The sequence below is a fragment of the Pseudomonas sp. TWR2-1-1 genome, from assembly GCF_049897045.1.
Lineage (GTDB): Bacteria > Pseudomonadota > Gammaproteobacteria > Pseudomonadales > Pseudomonadaceae > Aquipseudomonas > Aquipseudomonas versuta.
Window position 1 is genome coordinate 60340 of the sequence record NZ_JAFCVM010000003.1, and the last position, 23611, is coordinate 83950.

23 protein-coding genes are annotated in these 23611 nt (G+C 58.7%); 9 read left to right on the forward strand and 14 right to left on the reverse strand.

Translation table 11 applies throughout. From position 1 onward, the window contains the following. The first annotated feature begins 745 nt into the window (after positions 1–745). Positions 746–2392 (forward strand): malate dehydrogenase (quinone), encoded by a 1647-nt coding sequence (mqo, locus tag ACP7BO_RS08490; protein ID WP_060693054.1) that lies wholly within the window; start codon positions 746–748, stop codon positions 2390–2392. 78 nt (positions 2393–2470) lie between these two features. Here the strand turns inward: mqo and ACP7BO_RS08495 are convergent, their stop codons facing one another. The 8 genes from ACP7BO_RS08495 to ACP7BO_RS08530 all read right to left on the reverse strand — a co-directional run bounded on the left by ACP7BO_RS08495 (position 2471) and on the right by ACP7BO_RS08530 (position 9934). Beyond that, positions 2471–3322: a CAP domain-containing protein gene (locus ACP7BO_RS08495; RefSeq protein ID WP_426209601.1), complete on the reverse strand. Its 852-nt coding sequence runs from the start codon at positions 3320–3322 to the stop codon at positions 2471–2473. A gap of 67 nt (positions 3323–3389) precedes the next feature. After that, entirely contained in the window at positions 3390–4070 is a 681-nt protein-coding gene (locus ACP7BO_RS08500) for a GNAT family N-acetyltransferase (RefSeq protein ID WP_426209603.1), read from the reverse strand. A gap of 75 nt (positions 4071–4145) precedes the next feature. Then, positions 4146–4700: a UPF0149 family protein gene (locus ACP7BO_RS08505; protein ID WP_397457041.1), complete on the reverse strand. Its 555-nt coding sequence runs from the start codon at positions 4698–4700 to the stop codon at positions 4146–4148. A gap of 112 nt (positions 4701–4812) precedes the next feature. Continuing rightward, positions 4813–5031, reverse strand: a complete 219-nt coding sequence (locus ACP7BO_RS08510; RefSeq protein ID WP_237178903.1) for a hypothetical protein — start codon at positions 5029–5031, stop codon at positions 4813–4815. Between the two features lie 245 nt (positions 5032–5276). Then, on the reverse strand, positions 5277–5678 hold the full coding sequence (locus ACP7BO_RS08515) for a hypothetical protein (protein ID WP_397457039.1): 402 nt from the start codon (positions 5676–5678) through the stop codon (positions 5277–5279). 38 nt (positions 5679–5716) lie between these two features. After that, positions 5717–6352 (reverse strand): TetR/AcrR family transcriptional regulator, encoded by a 636-nt coding sequence (locus ACP7BO_RS08520; protein WP_073509142.1) that lies wholly within the window; start codon positions 6350–6352, stop codon positions 5717–5719. Positions 6353–6357: 5 nt separating this feature from the next. Then, positions 6358–8769, reverse strand: a complete 2412-nt coding sequence (locus ACP7BO_RS08525; protein ID WP_426209606.1) for a membrane-bound PQQ-dependent dehydrogenase, glucose/quinate/shikimate family — start codon at positions 8767–8769, stop codon at positions 6358–6360. Between the two features lie 190 nt (positions 8770–8959). Next, positions 8960–9934, reverse strand: a complete 975-nt coding sequence (locus tag ACP7BO_RS08530) for a threonine dehydratase (protein WP_426209608.1) — start codon at positions 9932–9934, stop codon at positions 8960–8962. An 84-nt stretch (positions 9935–10018) separates the two neighbouring features. On the opposite strand from ACP7BO_RS08530, the gene ACP7BO_RS08535 reads away from it, so the two are divergent. From ACP7BO_RS08535 to ACP7BO_RS08550, 4 genes are all read left to right on the forward strand, one after another. Continuing rightward, positions 10019–11395, forward strand: a complete 1377-nt coding sequence (locus tag ACP7BO_RS08535; protein ID WP_426209610.1) for a PLP-dependent aminotransferase family protein — start codon at positions 10019–10021, stop codon at positions 11393–11395. 40 nt (positions 11396–11435) lie between these two features. After that, positions 11436–11660: a hypothetical protein gene (locus tag ACP7BO_RS08540; RefSeq protein WP_060693036.1), complete on the forward strand. Its 225-nt coding sequence runs from the start codon at positions 11436–11438 to the stop codon at positions 11658–11660. A 551-nt stretch (positions 11661–12211) separates the two neighbouring features. Beyond that, positions 12212–12934 (forward strand): DUF4225 domain-containing protein, encoded by a 723-nt coding sequence (locus ACP7BO_RS08545; RefSeq protein WP_426209612.1) that lies wholly within the window; start codon positions 12212–12214, stop codon positions 12932–12934. A 711-nt stretch (positions 12935–13645) separates the two neighbouring features. Continuing rightward, positions 13646–14248 carry a hypothetical protein gene (locus ACP7BO_RS08550; protein WP_426209614.1) on the forward strand — a complete coding sequence of 201 codons (603 nt, stop codon included), beginning with the start codon at positions 13646–13648 and terminating at the stop codon, positions 14246–14248. Between the two features lie 33 nt (positions 14249–14281). Here ACP7BO_RS08550 and ACP7BO_RS08555 read toward each other — a convergent pair whose 3' ends face one another. The 4 genes from ACP7BO_RS08555 to ACP7BO_RS08570 form a co-directional block, all read right to left on the reverse strand. Continuing rightward, complete coding sequence (locus tag ACP7BO_RS08555) at positions 14282–14956, reverse strand: RES family NAD+ phosphorylase (RefSeq protein ID WP_426209616.1); 675 nt, start codon at positions 14954–14956, stop codon at positions 14282–14284. Further along, positions 14956–15357, reverse strand: coding sequence for an MbcA/ParS/Xre antitoxin family protein (locus tag ACP7BO_RS08560; protein WP_060693030.1), 402 nt, complete (start codon positions 15355–15357; stop codon positions 14956–14958). Before ACP7BO_RS08560 ends, ACP7BO_RS08555 begins: the two co-directional genes overlap by 1 nt. A gap of 115 nt (positions 15358–15472) precedes the next feature. After that, complete coding sequence (locus tag ACP7BO_RS08565) at positions 15473–16591, reverse strand: DUF1615 domain-containing protein (protein WP_426209618.1); 1119 nt, start codon at positions 16589–16591, stop codon at positions 15473–15475. 41 nt (positions 16592–16632) lie between these two features. Then, a complete protein-coding gene (locus tag ACP7BO_RS08570) occupies positions 16633–16974 on the reverse strand; it encodes an FKBP-type peptidyl-prolyl cis-trans isomerase (RefSeq protein WP_426209620.1) in 342 nt (113 codons plus the stop codon). A 348-nt stretch (positions 16975–17322) separates the two neighbouring features. On the opposite strand from ACP7BO_RS08570, the gene ACP7BO_RS08575 reads away from it, so the two are divergent. From ACP7BO_RS08575 to ACP7BO_RS08590, 4 genes are all read left to right on the forward strand, one after another. Then, positions 17323–19581: a FepA family TonB-dependent siderophore receptor gene (locus ACP7BO_RS08575; RefSeq protein ID WP_426209622.1), complete on the forward strand. Its 2259-nt coding sequence runs from the start codon at positions 17323–17325 to the stop codon at positions 19579–19581. 121 nt (positions 19582–19702) lie between these two features. Next, positions 19703–19993 carry an iron transporter gene (locus ACP7BO_RS08580; protein ID WP_397457027.1) on the forward strand — a complete coding sequence of 97 codons (291 nt, stop codon included), beginning with the start codon at positions 19703–19705 and terminating at the stop codon, positions 19991–19993. Next, positions 19990–21528 (forward strand): PepSY-associated TM helix domain-containing protein, encoded by a 1539-nt coding sequence (locus ACP7BO_RS08585; RefSeq protein WP_426209624.1) that lies wholly within the window; start codon positions 19990–19992, stop codon positions 21526–21528. Before ACP7BO_RS08580 ends, ACP7BO_RS08585 begins: the two co-directional genes overlap by 4 nt. Before the next feature lies 1 nt (position 21529). Continuing rightward, positions 21530–21865, forward strand: a complete 336-nt coding sequence (locus ACP7BO_RS08590; protein WP_426209626.1) for a DUF3325 domain-containing protein — start codon at positions 21530–21532, stop codon at positions 21863–21865. Between the two features lie 288 nt (positions 21866–22153). Here the strand turns inward: ACP7BO_RS08590 and ACP7BO_RS08595 are convergent, their stop codons facing one another. Further along, positions 22154–22837, reverse strand: coding sequence for an amino acid ABC transporter permease (locus tag ACP7BO_RS08595; protein WP_426209628.1), 684 nt, complete (start codon positions 22835–22837; stop codon positions 22154–22156). Positions 22838–22840: 3 nt separating this feature from the next. Next, positions 22841–23569 (reverse strand): amino acid ABC transporter permease, encoded by a 729-nt coding sequence (locus ACP7BO_RS08600; RefSeq protein WP_397457021.1) that lies wholly within the window; start codon positions 23567–23569, stop codon positions 22841–22843. Between the last annotated feature and the right edge of the window lie 42 nt (positions 23570–23611).

Below are 23611 nucleotides of genomic sequence, written 5' to 3' on the forward strand. Positions count from 1 at the left end.
ACAGGTTTGATGCAGCTGTTGTGGGGAGCTGGCTGCCGGCGATTCCCACAGGTTTGATGCAGCTGTTGTGGGGAGCTGGCTGCCGGCGATTCCCACAGGTTTGATGCAGCTGTTGTGGGGAGCTGGCTGCCGGCGATTCCCACAGGTTTGATGCAGCTGTTGTGGGGGCTGGCTGCCGGCGATTCCCACAGGTTTGATGCAGCTGTTGTGGGGGGCTGGCTGCCGGCGATTCCCACAGGTTTGATGCAGCTGTTGTGGGGGCTGGCTGCCGGCGATTCCCACAGGTTTGATGAAGCTGTTGTGGGGGCTGGCTGCCGGCGATTCCCGCAGGTTTGATGCAGTTGTTGTGGGAGCCGGCTTGCCGGCGATTCGGGCACTGGCGCAGCGGTGAAATATCGGTTTTCGCCCAAAGTGCCACCTGAGGTAGAATGTCGCGGCTTCAGGCTGGCCACCCCGGACTGCAAGGTCCATGCAGGCTCCCCGGAAGGAGCTGCGGGCAGGTCGCAGATCAAAGGGAACGCATTAGTTGCAAGCATGAATGTCACCCAAGTAGCTGAAGCCAAAATCAATAAGAGATCAGCGCCCAAGGTACATAAAAGTGAGGTCTATAGTGTGCATAGGCCTTATAACTCTACCCGTTCAAGGCTTGAAGGCTGGTCCGGTTGCAGGCGAGACGCCTGCGACGAGTCGAGCTCTGTCATGAACCGCGTGCCGGGTAGATGGCGTTTTATCTTAGGTACCAAAAATGTTAAAAAAAATGAATAAGGGGCTACTGGGCCTGGCGCTGACCATGGGGCTTACGTCCGTGCAGGCTGCCGAGACCAAACAAGTTGATGTGCTGCTGATCGGTGGCGGCATCATGAGCGCAACCCTGGGTGTCTGGCTCAATGAGCTGGAACCGGGCATGTCGATGGAGATGATCGAACGTCTCGACGGCGTGGCACTCGAAAGCTCCAACGGCTGGAACAACGCGGGTACCGGTCACTCGGCTCTGGCCGAGCTGAACTACACCCCCGAAGACAAGAACGGCAATGTAGAAATCCCGAAGGCCATTGAAATCAATGAAGCCTTCCAGGTATCGCGTCAGTTCTGGTCGTGGCAGGTCAAGAATGGCGTGCTGAAAGATCCGCGTTCGTTCATCAACTCCACTCCGCACATGAGCTTTGTGTGGGGCGATGACAACATCAAGTTCTTGAAGAAGCGCTACGAAGCACTGCAGGCGAGCCCGCTGTTCGCCGGTATGCAGTACTCCGAAGACCCGGTTCAGATCAAGAAGTGGGTTCCGCTGATGATGGAAGGGCGTGACCCGAACCAGAAAGTCGCGGCCACCTGGTCTCCGATCGGTACCGACGTGAACTTCGGCGAAATTACCCGCCAGTTCGCGGCTTACCTGCAAACCAAGCCCAACTTCTCGCTGAAGCTGTCGAGTGAAGTCAAGGACATCACGCGCAACGATGACGGCACCTGGCATGTGGTTTACAAGAACCTGAAAGACGGTTCCGAAACGGCCACCGACGCCAAGTTTGTGTTTATCGGCGCAGGCGGCGGTGCACTGCACCTGCTGCAGAAGTCCGGCATTCCTGAAGCCAAGGAATACGCAGGCTTCCCGGTTGGCGGCTCGTTCCTGGTAACCGATAACCCGACTGTTGCCCAGCAGCATTTGGCCAAGGCTTACGGCAAGGCTTCGGTTGGCGCGCCACCGATGTCGGTTCCTCACCTGGACACCCGCGTGCTCGATGGCAAGCGTGTGATTCTGTTTGGCCCGTTCGCCACCTTCTCCACCAAGTTCCTCAAGGAAGGCTCGTACTTCGACCTGCTGACCAGCACCACTCCCCACAACATCTGGCCAATGACCAAAGTCGGTATCGAACAGTACCCACTGGTTGAGTACCTGGCCGGCCAGCTGATGCTGTCGGACGAAGACCGCTTCAACGCGCTGAAAGAGTACTTCCCGAACGCCAAGTCTGAAGACTGGCGCCTGTGGCAAGCCGGCCAGCGTGTGCAGATCATCAAGCGTGATGAAGAAAAGGGCGGCGTGCTGAAACTCGGTACCGAGATCGTCAGCGCCAAAGATGGCAGCATCGCCGGTCTGCTGGGCGCTTCGCCTGGTGCATCGACCGCAGCGCCGATCATGCTGACCGTGCTTGAAACCGTGTTCAAGGACAAGGTTGCCAGCCCTGAGTGGCAAGCCAAGCTGCACCAGATCGTGCCGAGCTATGGCACCAAGCTCAATGGCGATCCGGATCGTGTTGCAAAGGAATGGGCCTACACCGCCGAAGTCCTGCAACTGACTCCGCCACCGGCGATCCCGGCAGCAACCCATACTGCGACCCCGTCTGACGCACAGGCCAAGCCTGCGCCAGGCAATCCAGCGGCCGACATGGCGCTGTAAAAAATCAGCCCCGCCAGACGTTCGTCTGGCGGGGCTGCTTTGTTCGAGTCACCCTGCGCAACATCCCCCTCGCTCAGCTCACTGGGTACCGAATAACGCGGTCCAGTAAATTCCTGCGTCACTTTTCGGATCTACCGCATAAGCGGCACCCAATTCACGGAACTGCGGGTTCATCACATTGGCGCAGTGCCCGGGGCTGGCCAGCCAGCCATCGACCACCTTGCGGGGTGTGTCATGACCTGCGGCGATGTTCTCGCCGACCTGTTGGGCGATATACCCCGCCAGCTCGGCGCGATCACCCGGTGTGCCACCGGTGCGATCCTTGTGATCAAAGTAATTGTTGTTGGCCATGTCCCGGGTATGGGTCTCGGCGGCTATTGCCAGCGTTGCATTCCATGTCAGCGGCGTAGTGGGGCTGAAAGCCTGGGTGCCACACTGGCGCGGTTGAGTGCGGGCGCTGTTGATCAGGTCCAGGACCTTCTGGCCTTCGACCTGGGCGTCGCCCAGACGTGCTGACAGCAGGGGGCGCGCCAGCACGATGCGCCAGTCCCGGTCGATATGGCTGACGCCGATATCGACAAATTGCGGGTCCAGCACCACTTTGCAGAAGCTTTCTTGCACCGCTTTCAGTGCGGCCGGGGCATCACGTGGCCCGGAGAGATTGATGGCCTGCACGTTGACCATGGGATAGGCGGCACGCCCGAGGGCTTCCTGCAGGTCGCCAAAGCCGCTGACCGGCAGAATCAGGCGGGTATCTGTAGTCAATGGCGGCAATTCTTGCGAGGCCTGGCCTGCGCATGACTGGATCTGGCTGCGGTAGGCGTTGATCGCTTCGACCAGTTGCGACTCTTCGCTGGCGGTAGCCGCGCCGCTCAATACCAGGCCCAGGGTCAGGGCGGTAAAACGGGTCAGGGTGAAATGAACACGCATAAAGGTTTCCTTTGTCCGGAGTGCGCCCATGATGCGTTATTTCACCCCGGCCGGGGCAATCGCTTTTTTAGCCTTTTGCCTGCGCCACAAATGCTCTGGCTTTGGCGGTCAGTTGATCGATCTGGCGGTCGCGTTTTTTCTCGGCGTCGAGCATCGCTTTTTTGCCGTTGCGTTGCAGCAGGTAGGTATGAATCTGCCGCACCTCGGTCGAACTGTAGACCGCGGCCACATCAAGCAGGCCCATCAGGCCGTCAGTGCTGTGGTCACGGGTGTTCATCAGCACTTGCGGGCCGCGAGTACCAAGGATCTGAAAGCCCATCTCTGCAAAGGCCGCCACCTTGCTCACGCTGCAGGTCAATTCAGTGTGGGGATAGCGGCTCACCACCTGTGTGACCATGTCCCGGATCACGCCCAGGTGACGATGGCTGGCCAGTTCTGCCATGTAAGGGATGCCGCACGCTTGCGGGTCATCCTTGACCGGCAGGTACAGCACGAAGCCGGTGACTTTTTCCGGATCCTGCTCATCGGTGGCGACAATCAGCTCAACCGCAATCCCCTTGTCGCCGCCCAGCGCCTCCAGGTACAGATGCACTTCGTAGCCAATTGCATACTGATAGATGCTGTACAGCAGATTGCTCGGGGCAATTTCCATCGCACTGATATCAGTGAGATGGTCGACCACCAGTTGCAGGATCTGGCTCTTGAGCGGTTCGGGGCAGGGGGTGTCGAAGTGGGTGAGGGTAGTCATGAATCTTTGTCTCCGGGTGCCGCAAAATATCTGTAGGAGCGCGCTTGCTCGCGCGCTCTTACCAGGCTGGCGGGTTTAGCGCTGGCTCAACCAGAAGTCATGCAGTGCACGGGCAGCCGGTTCGATTTCGGCAACCCGGGATTGGTGAGCGGCGACGTCCAGATCTTCGGGCAATTCAAAATTGTCCTGTTCGGCACAGTCGGCGATGGTCTGCAGCAGTTGCGCCTGGACGGCGGGCAGTGGCGACCAGTTGGCTACGGCCACACCGCGCAAGTAACCAAAGCACCATTCTTCGGCAAGTGTTACGGCCTGGCCGTTATGCTCGGTTTCTTCGAACCGGGGGGCGAATGCTGTGCTGCCTTCGGCCAGCTGGCGGGCCAGGGTGTTGATGTGGCGCACACTCAGCTCGATGAACTGCTTGGCTTCATCGGTGCTTTCCCAGTTCGGGTTCTGGCCGCCCCAGATAGCCGGGAACCAGTCAGCGATGTCGACCTGTGCCGGGCTTGAGACCAGCGCGGTGAAGAAACCATCCAGCTCGCAGGTATTGAGCACGGAATTGTCGTCGCCATGTTTGAGCAGGATGTCTTCGAGACACTCAAAGTCGGCGGCGTTCAGCGGTTGCGTTTGCATGGACAGATTCCTTGGCCGGTTGCGCATTTGGAAATGCGGGGCTGAGCTTTAAAAAGTCGCGGAGAATGCCTTTTACCGCGACTTAAATCCAGCGCCAATTGCCTTGCGCACGTTAATCAACCTGAACAATAGACTCGACCACAAAGTATTTAAACCCGGCTTTGGCCAGGGCTTTTTTCGCTTCCTGTTCTGCATCGAACCGGCTCAGGGTCTTGGCATCGTGTACGAAGCGGGTTTCTTCGCCGTCGTACTCTTTGCTCACCTGCAAGGTCACGCGCAGCATCGGGCCACGGCGCTTGACCGGCACCTTTGACGGTTCCTTGGGCGACAACGGGGCAGCCTTTACCGGCACGGGCTCGGGTTTAACAATAACTGGGGGGGCGACAGGGGGCGTGGGTGTGTCAAGGCCGAGCGCTCTGCGCATTTCGTCCTCGGTGAATCCGGAGCTCATGTTAAGACTCTAATTAATTTAAAAGACGCGCTTATAGGGTGCTGCGAGAGTCATGGCAAGCTAATTCATTCAGCCGTTACTAAATAAAGTCTTTTTAGCCATCGAACACCCTTGCGAGGTGCGACTCAGGTGTCGCGCAGCAAGTCCTGACTGTCCAGCAGCTTGTAGGCAATTTCGGGGTGTTTTTCCAGGGCGCGGCGGATGGCAGCCGGGATCTCCTGGCGGGTTTTGCGGCAAAGACCGGGCTGTTCCAGCACCCGGATGCCGATGCCGCGCATGGTCCGCACCTCATTGAAACTGGGTTCGATGGCCACCCTGATGCCCAATTGCTCGTGCATGCGGCGTTGCATGTGTTCCAGGTCGCTGAGGCTCTGGATATTTTCCAGTCGCTCAAGCAGGACTTTTTCCGCCTGGCGGGTGAGCCCGAGGATACGCAGGTCGGTATCAGGCGCAGCCAACAGCTGTTCCCGCTCGCAAATGCAGGCGCCGGGAGGGCAGGGTGAGCGAACTGGCTGAGAAAGGGTCATCGGACTGAGCATAGCCACATTGCCTTGCCCCGTGTTGATCAGGGCGTTTTCAGGCGTTGGGTAACCAGTGTGATCAGTTCGTTGATCATCGGTTCAAATGCTTGGGCGGTGCAGGTTTGCCCGAGCATGACGGTGCGTGTCGTCAAATGGGAGAACAGCGCATCAAACAGAATGGGTGGCAGTTCGGAGAGGGACGTGTCGGCTGCAATCAGCCCGCGCTGGCGCTGTTGTTCCAGCAAACTGAAAATTGATTGATGCCAGACCCTGGGGCCATGTTCGTACCATGTCTGACCCACCTGTGGCACTTGTGCCGAGCCGTTGACCACCAGGCGGTAGAAGTCGACATGCCGGGGGCTGGTAACCACTGCCACCAGGTTCTGGAGAATCAATTGCAGGCCTTCAGTCAGCTCGACCCGTGAAGTGTCCAGTTGCTTGAACTCAAGGATGAAGTCTTCGCACAGGTACTCGACGACGGCCACCAGCAAGTCGGCCTTGCTCCCGAAATATCGGTAGATCGTGGCTTTGGAGCCGCCGGCGGCGGCGACGATGGCATCCATGCTGAGGCCATCGTAGCCCTGCTGCAAAAACAGTTCGCTTGCCGTGACTAACAGGTTGCGCCGTTTCTCCTCACTCCGGGTCGGGGTTGAAGTCGGTGAACGGTGCAACTGCGACATGGGGACTACTCTTTTTCGGGAAGCGCGTACGCTATCACGTAATCCCCGCGATCTGGAGACTGACGTGCTCCACCTGCGACTACCACCACATACTGGCGGCCGGTGTGCGGGGAGCGGTAGGTCATCGGTGTCGCTTGACCGCCCACCGGTAAACGGCCTTTCCAGACTTCCTTGCCGGTGGTCATATCCATGGCCCGCAGGTAGTAGTCCTGAGTTCCGGCATAAAACACCAGGCCGGAACCGGTAGTTGCGCCGCCGCCCAGGGTCGGCATGCCCAGCGGAATCGACAAGTTCGCCCGCACGCCATTGATTACAGCGTCTTCAACAGTGCCGGCCGGTCTTTCCCAGACTTTTTTCCGGGTGTTCAGGTCAATCGCGGCAAACACGCCCCAGGGTGGGCTTTGGCACGGGATACCCAGTGGCGAGTTGAAACTTTTGTGGTCAATGACAAATGGCGTGCCATCCATTGGATAGGTACTGCCAACGCCATGCCCGGACTTGAGATGTGTCAGGTCGACGTTTTCGCGGGGCACCAGTTTCACGACCTGCGGAATACGGATGTCGTTGACGAACAGGTAGCCGCTGGTCTCATCAATAGCAGCGCCGCCCCAGTTAAAGCCGCCGTAGTAGCCCGGGTAAATCAGTGTGTCCTGGGTGCTGGGGGCCGTGAACTCGCCCTTGTAGTTGAGCTTTTTGAAGTCGATGCGGCACATCAATTGATCGAAGAACGTCGCTCCCCACATGTCTTTTTCCGTCAGCTGACGGGCACCGAAGGTAGGCATGTCCACCGAATAGGGCTGGGTTTTGGCGACCCAGTCACCCGCAGCATGTTCCTGCGGCACAGGTTTTTCGACCACATCGGCAACAGGTTTGCCATTACGACGATCGAGCATGAAGATCTGACCGCGTTTGGTCAGCTGAATCAGTACCGGTATTGTTCCGCCGACACCGTCAGGTATGTCATACAAGCTGGGTTGCGAGGCGACGTCGTAGTCCCAGATATCGTGGTGTACGGTCTGAAACGTCCAGCGCTCACGGCCGGTGGCCATATCCAGTGCAACCACGGCCGAGGAGTACTTCTCGGTCAGTTCAGGGCGATCGCCACCCCAGAAATCCGGCTGCTGATTGCCCGTTGGCAGATACACCAGGCCCAGTTCGTCATCGAACGCAGGAGTCGACCACATGTTCGGCGTGCTGCGGGTATAGGTTTCGCCCGGGGGTGGCAGCTTGGTGATTGACGGGTTGCCCAGGTCCCAGGCCCACACCAGTTCACCGGTATCCGCGCTGAATGCACGCACAACGCCCGATGGTTCATCGGTTGAGCGGCCATCGAATACCCAGCCACCGAGAATAATCAGGTTGCGCGAAACAGTCGGTGCAGAGGTATAGGCGTAGTAAGGGACGTTTTCCATGACCTGGCCCAGGCCGGTAGTCAGATCCACCGATCCCTTGTTACCGAAGTCCTCGCAAGGCTTGCCGGTTTCGGCATCGATTTCCAGCAGCCGCGCATCCATGGTCACTTGCACGATGCGTTTGGCGCAGCTGGAGCCTTGGGTCGTTGCTGCCGGCTTGAGGTCGGCAAAGGCATACGGCCGCTCGACTTTGGCCGACTCGTAGTAGCTGACGCCGCGGCAACGGTTCCAGGTTTTGGTATTGGCCGGTTTGGGGTCGAACACCCAGCGCTGCTGACCGGAGTCTGCATCCAGCGCAATCACTTTGCTGGTCGGGGTGCAGGTGTACAGGGTATCGCCCACCTGAATCGGGGTGTTCTGGTACTCCGACGCGCCTTCGGCGATCTCGCCGGTACGATAGGTCCAGGCGACCTGCAACTGGTCCACGTTGTCCTTGTTGATTTGCGCATGTGGCGAAAAGCGGGTACCTGCCGGGTTGCTGCCGTAATGACTCCAGTCAGCGACAGTTTGATCGTCGCTGGCTTGCGGTTGCGCGACGGGCAGGGCTTTACCTTGCATCACTCCGTGCGGGGTGAAGAGGGCGTTTGCACCCATCACCAGCACAGCGGCAAACGCGACTGCCGAGCAGTAACTCGCAACACGCTGGCGACCCCGGCTCAGCCACGGGTGCAGCAGCGAAGCCAGCAGACCTATGACCAGAAAGGGGGCCAGACGCGGCACCATCGGCCAGAAAGTGAAGCCTGCTTCCCATACTGACCAGATAACAGTGACAACAAAGACAATGGCGAAAACCGCGGTGGCTGCGGGTTTTACCCGTAGATACAGGACACCGCAAAGTACCAGTGCGAAACCCGTCAGCAGGTAGTACCAGGAGCCGCCGAGCATCACCAGTTGCGCGCCCTTGATCGCCAGGAACAGGCCGCTCAGTCCAAGCAGAATCCCGAAGACGGCCAGCAGCAGCTGTCTCCCTTTAGAGGCCGGGGCCTCTGGTTTAGCGTTGTTCATTACGTAGATCCCTGAAGCCGGCAGCCAAGGCCTTTACATGCACTGCGGGCGTAGGTTTTAGAATGGTACTGTACAGTACAGTTTTTATTCTGAGCCTGTTTTTGTCACAAATAAAGACAATTTGTCGCAGGGATGAAATTTTGTTTAAGGGCGTGGCCACGCCCTTGTCCCGTAACGAATGGGCTTGAACTTAGACAGTCGGGCTTGCCGAGTCTTCGTCGAGGATCCCGGCATACAACTGACGATCGATATTGGCGCCACTGAGAATCACCGCTACACGCCGCCCCTGCTGCAGTGCTTGTTCCTTGATCAAGCCTGCCAGCGCAGCGGCACCCGCACCCTCGGCCGTGTTGTGGGTGGTTTCATGGCACAGGCGCATGGCGTAGGCAATCTCTCGGTCTGACACGCGAATAACCCGTGCGGCGCCTTTGGCGATGATTGCCAGCGATTCGGGCAATGGCTGGCGGCAGGCCAGGCCATCGGCAAAGGTGTGTGCGGTATCGGTGCAGATGACCCGGCCCTGTTCAACACTTTGCGCAAAGGCATCGGCATGGCTCGACACCACACCGACGATCTCGGTCTTCAGCCCCAGCAGATCGCGGGTGCGGATCAGCCCGCAAATCCCCGAGCCCATGCCGATGGGTACATACACCGTATCCAGTTCACTCACGGCTTCGAATAATTCCAGGGCATAGGTCGCCACTCCGCGAATCAGGTCGGGGTGGAAGGCCGGGACCAGATGCAAGCCATGGTTTTGTGCCAGGGCGGCGGCTTTGCTGCGGGCTTCATCGAAGTCCTTGCCGCACTCGATCACGGTGGCGCCCATAGCGCGCATGGCGGCGTTTTTTTCCAGTGAATTGCCTTCGGGCACCACGATGCTGATTTTCAGTCCCATGCGGCTGGCGGCCAGCGCCAGGCTTTGCCCGTGATTGCCACGGGTAGCGGTCACCAGCCCCTTGATAGCGGGTTCGCGGGCAAGCAGGCCTTGCACATACAACAAGCCGCCACGCACTTTGAATGCGCCGGTGGGGGTGTGGTTTTCGTGCTTGACCCACACTGTGCAGCCCAAACGATCGGCCAGCACCGGCCAGGCCAGCTGCGGGGTAGGCGCCATGCTGCGATACACATCAGTAGCGGCGAGGCGAAGGGAGTTCAAATCAAACATGGCGCACCGTCATCAAGGGGTTTACTCGATTCTAGGCGCGCTGCATTGTATGGGCCGATCCTTATATTGCATGGCCAACAATAAATGTGGATACCTGACCTCGGCGATTCCCAACAACCGCGCTACCTGGCGCTGGTGGAGGCCATTGCCCGGGCCATTGCCTGTGGCGATCTCAAGCCGGGGGCTCGCCTGCCACCGCAACGGCGGCTGGCCTGGGCCCTGGGCTGGAATCCCAGCACCACCATGCAGGCTTACCGCGAGGCTGCGCGCCGGCACCTGGTATCGGGGGAGGTCGGGCGCGGTACCTATGTGCTGGCGGGCAGTCAGGAGGCCACACTGTTTCGTTTGCAGCAGGTCGACGAGCAGGCTGCACGGATTGATTTGCGAACCAATGTCCCGGCCATTGATCACATCGGCCAAAGCGATGCGCAGGCGTTGTCGGGCTTGCTCGCTACCGGCCAGGCAATTCGCTTGCAAAGTTATCTGAGTGCAGCGGACTTGCTCCGGGCGCGGGTGCTGGGTGCGCTGTGGCTCAAGGGCCGGGGCCTGGAGCTGGCAGTAGAAAACATCATGCTGTGCACCGGTGCCCAGCAAGGCCTGTTCACGGTGTTGCTGTCGTTATGCCAGGCCGGCGAGCCGGTACTGGTTGAAGCCTTTACCGCGCCGGGTATCAAGGCCGCCTGCGCGCAGTTACGGTTGCCCATGCACGGCGTGGCGATGGATCGCCAGGGCATTGTGCCGGAGGATTTTGACCGCATGATCCGCGCCACGGGCGCCAGAATTGCAGTGCTCACGCCGACCCTGCAAAACCCGACTTCAGCGCTGATGGGGGTCGAGCGCAAACAGGAGATTGCCCGGATCGCCCGGCGCCATGGGGTCTGGGTGGTCGAAGACGATGTCTACGGAGCGCTGACCGACAGTCCACCGCTGTACCGCTATTTGCCGGATTTCGGGGTGCTGGTGAGCAGTTTGTCCAAGACCGTCGCGGCGGGCGTGCGGCTGGGCTGGATCGCTGCAAGCGCGCAACTGCTGGCGCGCATTGACCCCCATGCACAGTCCGCGCACTGGGGGGTTGCGCCGCTGTGCGTCGCCATTGCCTGCCAGTGGATCAGCGATGGAACGGCCCATGAGCGCGCGCAGTGGCAAACCCTTGAAGTGACCCGGCGCTGGCGTCTGGCGAAAAAACTGCTGGGTGCGGCCATGTCCCCGTCCGACACCCCGTCGCCGCATATCTGGCTCAGCGTTGCCGAGGGCGACGTGTCGCTCGTCGAGGCCTGTCGTGCCGTTGGTGTGGATGTAGTGCCTGCGGAGGTATTTGCGGTGAAATCCACCACCCTCAATGCATTGCGCATCAGCCTGACAGCTGCCGAAAGTGCCCAGACCCTGAAAGTGGCACTGGAGCGTATCGCCGGTATTATCCGCCTGGATAAAAACCTCCAGGCGCGAGCTTGCTCGCGATAGCATCGCCTCGATCAGCCGCAAACACCGACCAGGGACACCCATGCGCAGAGAAATAGGCTACTGGCACCGCGAAGGCCGCGAGTTGTTTTACTACCTGGAATTCAGGCCCGAAACGGCCGAGTTCTACCTGACCTGTGAACACACCCCCGGCGAAGGCCCCGGCAGTACGCGTTCGGTGTTACTCAGCGAGGCCCGCGGCGAGCGTTATTACGAAGACGCGTTGCTGATTATCAAGGAGGAGCTGTTCAAGCAATACACTGTGTGAAGGATTCACTTCGGGATATCGGTCACGGCAACGGAATTGCTGTCCACCGCCTGCTCCATGTCTGCAGCGCTCGCCTGGTGTCTTTCAGCGTTGCCATCGAGCAAGAAAATCAGGCATTGAGTGTCGTATACAACGCCAGTGATATCCAAGGGGATTGATTACCAGCAAAATCAGTCTTCTGGTATTAGAGGTACCGTTTACGCCGTTTTTAAACCTTTTGGGTTTGGGAGCAGTGCAACACAAAGTGAGTATTCAATTTTATAGCCTGCCCGCAAACTACCTGGTCAGGTCTTTCAATAATATGCTGTTCTTGATCTCGAACTATGTAGGTTGTTTTTCGGATGTATCCTACGGTCTGAATGAATTACGTGTAATAGAATGCTCCGCTGATTAAAAGACGTGGTGCGTATGGATAATGACTGTTACATGACGATCGGCGGTAAAGGTCACGCACTCTTGGCTAATGACGTCAATCTTCAGGAGTACTTTGCTGTTCGATACCATAAGGTTGTCAGGCAGGGAGCGCCGGGTACCGTTGTTGGGAGTGAAAGATGGGTCAACTAAAGGATACCTCTATATTCAGTCGCTGCGATTATTCGGCCGTCTGTAAGGCCGCTGATGATTTGGCAGACCAAGCCTGTGTACTGAGTGCTCGCTACCTTAAAGATGGCACCTTGCGCCTTCAATTCAATCGTGAGGTCTTTTGTTATGGGCGAGGTATTGTTAATGAAGTTGCGCAAGGCAAAAAAAGCCCTGAGCAGGGTCTGAAAGACATAAATAACGAACAGAATCACCTGCAAAGCCGGTCACTGGAGGTCGCTCAAAAAGGGGTCGCTGCAATCGCCGGAGTACTTCAGTTCGCAGCAGGTGCTGGGATGTGCTACGGCTCGGCGGGTCTGCTGTGCCTTTTCGGCGGGGCTCCTCTGATGGCTCATGGGGCCAACAATGCATATGAAAATGGCCGAAGCTTATGGGGAGGCCGCTCAGATATACAGGGCCCCCTCAGAAAGGGTTATCAAGGGGCCGCAAAAATAATGGGTGGCGGAGAATTTGCAGGCGATATGGCCTATGGAGCCGTCGACTTGGGACTTTCCGCTTATGGTGTTGGCAGGCTGGTATTAAGGCCGGATGCATGGCGCTTGTTTAGGTATGTACGCGCCGATTTTGTGCGTGGATATGAACACTCAAGTAAGGCGGCACTCACATTTGAAGTTATTTCCAACACCACAACAATAAACACCATGTCTGTGGAGGCCAACAGTCGTGACCAGTAATCAATTCTTTGCAGTGTTCGTGTATTTTCTTTTATCCCTCGGCGCCTTTCTGATCTTTTACTCAATCTCACGAAGCCTCTCGGGTGCTAATCTCACACCTCGAAGGTTTTGGTTTTTCTTTATATTTCTCGTACTTTGGGGAAGCCTCCAGCTTGGTGTGGCACGCGATGGCTATATTTTATTATATTTGCCTTTCAAGGGTTACTTTGAGGGAGACTCTATAGTCAGGTGGATTGCTTTTGTTGGCGCTGTTCTGCAAGTCGCGTGTGTTCCCGGTAAAATACCGTCGAAGCGTTGGTTTGCACGCAGGTAAGTTTAAGATGGCAGGGGTCGATGTTTTGCGAGCGCGAGTGGTAAGTGCTTTCTATTCAACTGCTCCTCGACCTACTTTTTGCTGTATACACCCCTCGTCCCATACGCGGAAGTCTTTTGAATAGCTATTTTCACAATTAACTACGGCCCCTATAGACGTAGTTGGTGGCTGCTCAGTTATTCGGGCGTTTCGGATGAAAAAGCAAATCCTGACCGTGGGTACAGGCTTCGGTTGCATACGGGGCAGCATTTGAATGCGATTACCTAAAACCTGGCTCCTTTGATCCGGGTTGCGACGGCCTGAAGAGTTAACTGGTTCCCTTCAAGGCAACGAGTACCGATAATGCCGCCGGCCTGGCAGACGCCGGGTAAGGAAATAGCGACTCAAAGGAGCTGTAGATGCGCGTGTTATATGTTTTTGCCTTGTTGGGCACCCTGTTGTTGACCGGCTGCGCCGGCAACCCGATGACTCCTGTGGCCGACCAGACGCTGCCAGCCGCTGCCCCGGACATGGCGCAAGTGGTCTTTATGCGCGATGCCTTTACCGGTAAAGCGATTACCTCGTCGCTGTATGACGTGACGGATGGCAAGACTCAATTCATTGGGGTAATGGCCAACGGTACGAAAATCGCGCACCCGGTCACCGCGGGCAAACACACCTTTATGGTGGTGTCCGAGGCGGCTGACTTTATGGAAGCTGACCTGGTGGCCGGCAAAACCTACTACGCGCTGGTAACGCCGCGTATGGGTTTCTGGAAAGCCCGTTTCTCTCTGTGGCCGGTCAGCAACGACCCGGATGCGTCCCACAGTCTGAAGTCGAAAAACTTCCAGGGCTGGGTTGAAGACACCGACCTGGTGACCAACTCGCCCAAGTCCCTGGCCTGGTACGAGCGGGTCAAGGCCAGCGTTGAGAAAAAACGTGCCGAGTACTGGCCGGTATGGCAGGAAAAGAGCGCCGAAGCTGTTGCCGAACGCACCCTCAAGCCTGGCGATGGCTTGTAAGTGAATACGCCGGGGTGACGTTACCCCGGCGGTTTAAAACACCACCTCGCTGACCTGCAATACCCAGGCGATCGCCTGCTTCCTCTCATCCCACACATAGCGAAAATGCGGACCCTGCACCGGCAACGTCAGTGCGGGCGGGCGAAACGCTGCCACGCATTCATGGCCCTCGAGGCGCACGCTGTTGTACAGCAAGCCCCAGGCACCTTCTTCACGCAATGGGCGGGCAAAGGCCTGGGAGATGCCATAACTGGCAGGGGAGGGCTGATGCAGGGAGGGGTCTGCGCGCACGTCGATCATTGGCCGACACACCGTGTTGATGTAAGTGCGCAGGGTGATTTCAATGCTGGCCTCCTGAGTAGCACGCCAGAATTGCTCCTGATGAAAGCAGGTCTCGGCGATCGCCGCTTCGACACTGCTGGCGCAGTAATACACCCCGTAGCTGCCATCGGTAAAACGACTGGCCCGGCCAATATGGGTAAAGGCCGCCATCACCGGGGTTGATCCCTGGCCAGACAGCCGGTCTTCAGGCCTGACCCGTGCGAGCAGGCCGGCTTCATCGCGCAGCCGGTCATTGGTCAGCCCTTCCAGGGCATAGGCCAGTTCTAGGTCTGCCGGGTCGAGGGTGTCTTCAAACACCGAGATCGGCGGGAACGCACTATTGATGATGCGCCAGGCCTTGTCCCAACCGGGTAAAACGCCGGGCATCAGCCGCGGACCCCGTCCAGATAGCGACGTACGTCAGCCAGGTCGACAACCTGACCGCCGAGCATGTAGCTCAAGGCCGTCTGGCCATTGAACGGTGCCGCGGTATTGGGCTTGTGGACCCACTCATAGGCCCGTTCAGGCTGGTTGCTGAACAGGATGCGCAACGCTTTGTGCACCCCCATGAGGTACGAAATGCGCTCAAGGGTGTCGTGGGGCAACCGCACATTGGGCAGCTTTTTGTATTTGAAATAGGTGGTATTGCCGATGGCCCCCAGCAGCGTGCATTGCTGCTCCTTGCTGCAACCCCAGTGTTCCATGAGGTTGAAGAAAAAGGTCAGGGCGACGCGCCCGGCATCACCGGTAGTGATATCGGGCTCGATGTTTCTGGCGGCGAGACCCATGGCGTTCTCCTTGCGATAAGGTAATCATTACCTTACTCCGCATCTGTACGTTTTCAACTATTTTGTTCGTAAGCGAATAGGTCTGTGCAGTCACAGCGGCAGGCTGCGCCAAGAATTACAAAGCCATTGGGGCTTTCAATGTGCTGGCCCGGCTCATGCAACGCTGACGACGCTCATCCACGCGCTTGGCGAACCAGGCCGTGGTCAGGTTGCGGGTTATTTTAGGGCTTTGCAGGGTAATGCCCGGCAGCACGGCGCGGGGCAGCGGCTTGCCTTGCTGGCGGTCAGCCAGCGCAAACACCTTGCGGTACACATCGGTCTGGTCAAACTCCAGACGGTCGCCCTTTAACAGCTGGTTTCTGATGGCGTTATCACTGAGGTTCAGCTGCTTGCCCAGTGCGCGCACCGCCCGCTCGGTTGAGCCCAGGGCATAGGATCCAGGAATGGTCAGATCGCCATCCAGGGTCAGAGGTATGCCGGAAACCTGGCTCACAGCATTTTGAAAAGCGGCATTGCGACTGGCGTACCAGCCGGCATTAAAGTCGGCGAAACGGTACAGCGATTGTGTGTAGTCGACCGGGTAGCCCAGCAAGTGGGCGATACCGAAATACATGCCGCCACGGCGGGTGAACACTTCCTGTCGGATTGTGCCTGCTACCGGGTACGGATAATCGCGCGCCTGCTTTTGTGCAAAGGCAATGCTCACCTGCATCGGGCCGCCGGTGTGCACCGGGTTCAAATTACCGAACAGGCTTTTACCCAGCGGAACCATGCCAATGAAATCATCAAAAATGGCACTTAACTCGCCTTCGGTACGGGCCGCATCGAGCCGCTGATTGTAGGTTTTGCCAGTTGGCGAACTGATGCTCAGTGCACTGCGCACCACGAATTCGGGGATATGCAGTTTGCCGGCCCGGCGGTTGATTTCAGTGCGGGCGATTTTGGCCAGGCCCGGCACCGGCGGGTCGGCCTGAAAGTTGGATTCCTGCTCAGTGACGGCCAGCACCGAACACAGGTTTTCATCCGTCGGGGCAAGGCCCTGGGCAGAAAACGCGGCATGAATGTCAGTGGCCCAGCCCTGGGGATCGGCAATCCTGGCCGGCAGCAATTGCACGATCCTGGCGCGTACTTGCTCCGGGGTCTGGCCGGGTACAGTGCGGCTACTCTGGCTGCTGCAACCGGCCACCACTGCTAACGGAACAAGCAGCAAAAGCCGCAGGAAGAATCGATTCAACAGGGTTTAACTCCTCAAAAATTTTGGCCAGGGCGCGTGGCTTAATCGTCCCGGGTAAGGACTTCCAGCAATTGGATCTCGAACCTGAGGCTGGAGTTCGGCGTGATGTGCGCGCCCATGCTTCTCTCACCATAGGCCAGGTGTGCCGGAACCTGCAGGGTCCGCGTACCGCCGACCTGCATGCCCATCAGACCGATGTCCCAGCCTTTGATTACGCGCCCGGTACCAATCACGCACTGGAACGGTTTGCCGCGTTCGAACGATGAGTCGAACACCGAGCCGTCTTCGAGCCAGCCGGTGTATTGGGTGGTGATCAGGGCGCCCTTGACCACGGCTTTGCCTTCGCCCTGTACCAGGTCATTGATTTTTAGTTCGTCAGTCATGATGCGGGCTCAAAAAAGTGTGCAAGGGCAACAGTTTACCCTGCAGGAACGAGCTTGCCTGTGATCCTTTTTCCACGGTGGTGCGCAATATTGAAGCGCCAGAGCCTGTGGATTCAGCCGGCAATTTAATTTTTTTTACTCTGTAAAGCCTCTAAAACACTGGCCCCGGGGAACTTTGTAACGAGTATCACTATCAAATGCGCTTTACTCTTAAATGAGAGTGTTTATCATTACAGTCCTTGCAGTGGCGGGGGTAGCTAAATGCCGAGGGGTCCTTCCGGAGCCGTTCGCAGCGATTCCAGCCTTAAGTCTGCTGAGCACACTCCATTGTTAAGGGATCAACTGGACATGTCGTCTCGATTCAAACGCAGTCAATTTTCTTTGGCCATTGTGGCCGCACTTGCTTCGCCAACCTTGCTCGCCGACGTGCTGGAGCGTGATCGCGACGAGGTGCCGATCGAAGCCGGCGACCTGCCGGTAGAGGGCACCAAACAAGCGCTGCAACTTGAAGAAACCCGCGTTTTGGGCACCGCTGCTCAAGAGTTGAAGCAGGCGCCGGGGGTCTCGATCATCACCGCAGAGGACATCAAAAAGCGTCCTCCGGCCAACGATCTCTCCGACATCATCCGCCGTGAGCCCGGGGTCAACCTCACCGGTAACAGCTCCAGCGGCAGTCGCGGCAACAACCGCCAGATCGACCTGCGCGGCATGGGCCCGGAAAACACCCTGATCCTGATTGACGGCAAGCCGTCTTCTTCGCGCAACGCCCAGCGCTATGGCTGGAGCGGCGACCGTGATACCCGCGGCGAAACCAACTGGGTTCCGGCCGAAGAAGTCGAGCGTATCGAAATCCTGCGTGGCCCGGCAGCTGCCCGCTACGGTTCGGGCGCCATGGGCGGGGTGGTCAACATCATCACCAAGCGCCCGTCCAGCAAACTCAGCGGCTCGCTCACGGCGTATTACCTGTCCCCTGAGGACGATGCCGAAGGTATCAGCAAGCGCACCAACTTCAACCTCAGTGGCCCGATCACCGATGATCTGGTGTTTCGTGTCTACGGCGGCGTAAACAAGACCGACGCCGACGATCCTGGCATCAACACCGCAGCCCAGGCCTCGCCTGACAGCGTGGTGGCGGGGCGCGAAGGCGTGCGCAACAAGGACGTCAACGGCTTGCTCAGCTGGCAGTTCACCCCGGAACAAAGCCTGGACCTGGAAGCCAGCTACAGCCGCCAGGGCAATATCTTTGCCGGTGACACCATGCTCAACAGCGGTGGTGACTTCGTTAACAGTCTCACGGGCAAAGAAACCAGCGTGCTGCAGCGCAGCACCTTTTCGGCGACCCACAATGGCTCGTTTGACTGGGGCTCAACCACCGCTTCGCTGACCCATGACCTGACCCGTAACGCCCGCCTTAACGAAGGTCTGGCCGGTTATGGTGAGGGCGCCCCGTCGCAAAGCGCCGGGCGGTTTGAATCACGCCTGCGCAATACCCGCGCCACCGGCGAAGTGAACTTGCCGCTGACCATGGGCACTGCCCAGGTCCTGACATTGGGTGGCGAATACCTCTACGAATCGCTGAATGATCCAGGGTCGTTGCGTCCCCAGAGCTGGGACCCGGGTGCCAACGGCGATGCCGCGATTCCCGGCCAGGACCGGACCCAGACCAAAACCACCGCCAACAGCTATGCGTTCTACGTTGAGGACAACATTGAAGTCGGCGCCAAAACCATCGTCACCCCGGGCGTACGTTTCGATCACCACAATGAGTTTGGTGGCAACTGGAGCCCGAGCCTGAACGCGTCGCACCAGATCACTGACGAGCTGAGCATCAAGGGCGGTATCGCCCGGGCTTACAAAACCCCGAACCTGTACCAGTCCAACCCCAACTACCTGCTGTACAGCCGGGGTAACGGTTGCAGCGTGGTCGAGGTCAACATCGGGGGCTGCTACCTGGTGGGCAACCCGGACCTGAAGCCGGAAATCAGTGTTAACAAAGAGATTGGCCTGGCGTTCGACAAGGGCACGTGGCGCACCAGCGCGACGTATTTCCGTAACGACTACCAGAACAAAATCAATGCCAGCAACGAGTCGGCGTTCCGCCTGCCCAACGGGCGTCGCGTCCTGCAATGGGAAAACAGTGGCAAGGCCATCGTCCAAGGGGTCGAAGGCAACCTGTTCGTCAACCTGCGCGAGGATCTGGACTGGAACACCAACCTGACCTACATGATCGAAAGCAAGGACAAGCAAACCGGCGACCCGCTGAGCATCATTCCCAAGTACACGCTCAACACCACGCTGGACTGGTACGCCACACAAGCGCTGTCGTTCCAGGTCAGCGGCACTTACTACGGCAAGCAGGAAGCGCCCAAGCGCAACAACCGCGCCAACGAAGAACTCGACAAGTCAGTCCAGCAACCGGTTGATCCATATGGTCTGGTGGGGTTGAGCAGCGGCTATGAGTTCAACAAAAACTTCAGCGTGCGGGTGGGCATCAACAACCTGTTCGACAAGCAGTTGTACCGCAAGGGCAACGCTGACGAAGCCGGCGCACAAACCTACAACGAGGCAGGCCGTGCCTACTTCGCATCGGTGACCAGCTCGTTCTGATAACAACCCTGGCCTGTTCGTTAAGCACAGGCATTAACAGGCGCGACACCCACGCGGGTGCCGCGCCGTTGTCGCATCTGGTGCCGGTGAAAACCCGGGGTTCGATGAAGGAATAAAAAGCATGAACATCACAACGTCGGCCTGGGTGCCGATCCTGTCTCGCACGCTGGCGGCACTGGTCGGCGGCTACGTCTTTACCTATGCCTTTACTGCGGCACTGGCGCGCGTGTTGCCGCTGGATAACGTGGACTCGATGATCGTCGCCAGCCTGCTGTCGTTTGTGATCTACACCTTTGCCATCCTGTGGGCCTTTGCTGCCCGCCATCAATGGTCGGCCTGGATGGGCGCAGCGCTGGCGGTGCCCCTGGGCGCAATCGGGTTTTGGCCACAACTGCTGGAGCGCCTGGGATGAAACAGACTCTGACCCAATCCATGGCCTGGTTGCACACCTGGGGCGGCCTGGTCGTTGGCTGGTTACTGTTCGTAATCTTCCTGACCGGCAGCCTCGCGGTGTTCGATCAGGAGATCGATAACTGGATGCACCCCGAACTGCCCGCACATCACCTGAGCAATGAACAGGCGGTGGACACCGCGCTGAATTATTTGCGCGCCCACAAGCCCGACGCCACACAGTGGGGCATCAGCTTGCCCTACGAACGCTCTCCCGAGTTGCAGGCCTCCACGGGCGGGCGACGGGACGGCGTATCGGTGACCCTCGATCCTGCGACCGGCGAGGTACTGCCGGTGCGTGAAACGGTGGGTGGCCGGTTTTTCTTCCTGTTTCACTTCACCTTGCATATGCCTGGCCTGCTGGGGATCTATCTGGTGGGGGCTCTGGCGATGGGCATGCTGGCGGCGCTGGTCAGCGGGATCGTGATTCACAAAAAATTCTTCAAGGAGTTCTTCACCTTCCGCCCGGCCAAGGGCCAGCGTTCGTGGCTCGACGCGCACAACGCCAGTGCCGTGCTGTTGTTGCCGTTCCATTTGATGATCACCTACAGCGGGCTGGCGATTTTTCTGGTGATTTATATGCCTGCTGCCATGGACGCCCTGTTTGATGGCAATCGCGAAGCCTTCTTCAAGGCACAAGACCCGGCACCTGCGGCCCTGGAAATAGAGCGCCCGCAAGCGGCAGGGCCCGCGCCGCTGGTGGCTGTCGGGCCGTTGCTGGCCAAGGCCCGCGAGGTGATGGGGCCCTTGAGCGGGGTCAACATTACCAATCCCGGGCAGAGCAACGCGCAGATCCAGATCCGGCCGATTCTGGGCAACCGGATTGCCCTGACCAAAGGCCAGGGCATGCGCTTTGACGGGGTCACCGGCGAGCAGTTATCGGGGCCGACCGAAATGCGTCCTACGGTGCTTACCCATCGGGTGATTTCCGGCTTGCACTTCGCCCAGTTTGGCGGCTACCCGATGCGTTGGCTGTACTTCGTTTGCGGGTTGATCAGCAGCGCCATGATCGCCAGCGGCCTGGTGCTGTTTACCGTCAAGCGCCGGCGTAAATATGCCAGTGAAAGCCGGGCAGGGCAGGTGTTCTATCGCCTGGTCGAGGCCATCAACGTCACGGCCATGGCCGGTTTGAGCCTGGCCTGCATCGGCTTGCTGTGGGGCAATCACCTGTTACCGGTGGCGCTCAAGGAACGAGCAGATGCGGAGCTGAACGTATTCTTCGGGGTATGGGCGTTAAGTCTGGTGCATGCCTTGCTCAGACCGCGCATGCAGGCCTGGCGTGAGCAACTGGGGCTGGCCGGGCTGATGTGCCTGGGCTTGCCGTTACTGAGCATGTTTACAGTTGACCGGCCATGGGCGCTGCACAGCCGCATGGGCGTCGAACTGACAGCCATGGTGCTGGGGGCCATGTTGCTGTGGGCGTGCTGGAAGGTTTCGCAACCGGTGGTGGAGCGGGTACCGCGTAAAAAGACGGCCGCCATGGTCGAGGTGAACTGAGATGCTGGCTGATTTTTTTGCTGGATGGGCATTCGCCTACCTGGGCATGCTCGCGTTGTGTCAGGGGCTGGAGCGTCACTACAAACAGCTCTGGCACAAAGTCCCCCCGGTCAGCTTGCGCCACAGCTTGCGTGCGGCTGGCTGGTTGAGCCTGGGGCTGAGCCTGTACTTTTGCGCGCAAGCCTGGGGCTGGGCCATGGGCCCCGTTGGCTGGTTCGGCATGCTTTCGTTGAGTGGGTTCGGGCTATTGATGCTGCTGCCTTACCGGCCACGGCTGGCGGTATGGCTGCCACTGGGTTTCGCCCCCGTGTGGGCCATGATCACAACCCTGACCTGACCCCCTGTAGGAGCGAGCTTGCTCGCGAGCTCTTCGTTGAACCGCTCAAAAGCTCGCGAGCAAGCTCGCTCCTACAGGTCGGGTTCACGGGTTCGCGGGTTTGGTGTTGGGCTTGATCAAGTGATTGGCCATCAGGTCCAGACTGCTGGAAAACACAAAGTACAGCAGCCGATCACATACGCCATTGCCCGCCACCCCCCTCTGTAGGAGCGAGCTTGCCTCGCGAGCTCTTCGTTGAACCGCTCAAAAGCTCGCGAGCAAGCTCGCTCCTACAGGTCGGGTTCGCGGTTAGCGGGTTTTGGCTTTGGGCTTGATCAAGTGATTGGCAACCAGGTCCAGGCTGCTGCAAAACACGAAGTACACCAGCGCCACAAACAGGAATATTTCCGTCGGGTGCACCATCACCCGGTTGCTGACCTGGGTGGCGACGAACGACAGTTCGCCCACGCCGATCACATACGCCAGTGAGGTGTCCTTGATCAGTGAAATCCATTGGTTGAGGAAGGAGGGCAGCATCATCGGCAAGGCCTGCGGCAGGATGATCAGGCGCAGTACTTGCCACGTACTCAGGCCCAGCGCCTTGCCCGCGGCCCATTGCCCGGGCGCCAGGCTGCTGATCCCGGCATAGACCGAGTGCGCCAGATACGCGCCTCCGATCAACGACAGGGCACACACCACCGTGGCCAGGGCAGGTACGTCCACCTTGAATACGATGGGCAGCAGGAAGTAGCTCCAGAAAATCAGCATCACCACCGGGATCGCCCGCAAAAAGCCGAGCACTGCGAGCAACAGCCAGCGCACTCTGCTGCGAATGAGCACCAGCGCGATGCCCAGCACCAGCCCCAGTACCGCCGAGATCACCCCCGACAGCGCGCTCAATACCAGTGTCAGTGCCGCACCCCCCAACGGGCCGTCGGGGTAGGCGCCGAGCAAGAAATACGAGAGGTTGTCGCTAATTACCGAAAAGTCCATGGCCTACAGCACTCCCTGTTTGTACCACTTGCTGCGGGCAACGCCTTGGCCGATCACTTCGATCAGGGCAATGCTGGCCACGTACAGCAGGGTCGCGAAACCAAAGGCCTGGAACGTCTTGAAGGTTTCGGTCTCGACCTGGCGCGAGGCGTAAGACAGCTCGGCCAGGCCGATGGCCATGGTCAGCGAAGAGTTTTTCAGCGCATTCATGTATTGCCCCAGCAGCGGGCCCAGTGCAGTGCGTACGGCTTGTGGGAACACGATATAGCGCCACACCTGCGCCGGGGTGAAGCCCAGTGCGAGACCGGCCGCCCGCTGTTCGGGCCGCACCGAGCCGACACCGGCACGAAACTCTTCACAAATAAATGCCGCGGTGTAGAGCATCAGGCCCCAGAAGCCGGCGATGAACTCAAAGGACGGCCATTCAATATCAAACAGCCCCAGTGACAGGGTGCGCGGTTGGTTGAGCCACATCACCAGCCCCTCGGGGAGCATCGCCGTGACCCCGAAGTACCAGAAAAACAGCTGCACCAGCAGCGGCGTATTACGAAACAGCGCCAGATAGGCGCGGGCGGGCCATGACCACAGACGCGAAGCAGAGATCCGCGCCAGACACAGTAAAAACCCCAGCCCGGTGGCGATCAGGCAGGTCAGGAGCGAGAGAATCAGGGTCAGTACAAAACCATCGAGCAACCAGTGCAGGTATTTCGGGCCAAGCAGTTCACCAAACATAAACAGGGTCCATCCAGAAACGAACAAAACCCGTCCGGTTGA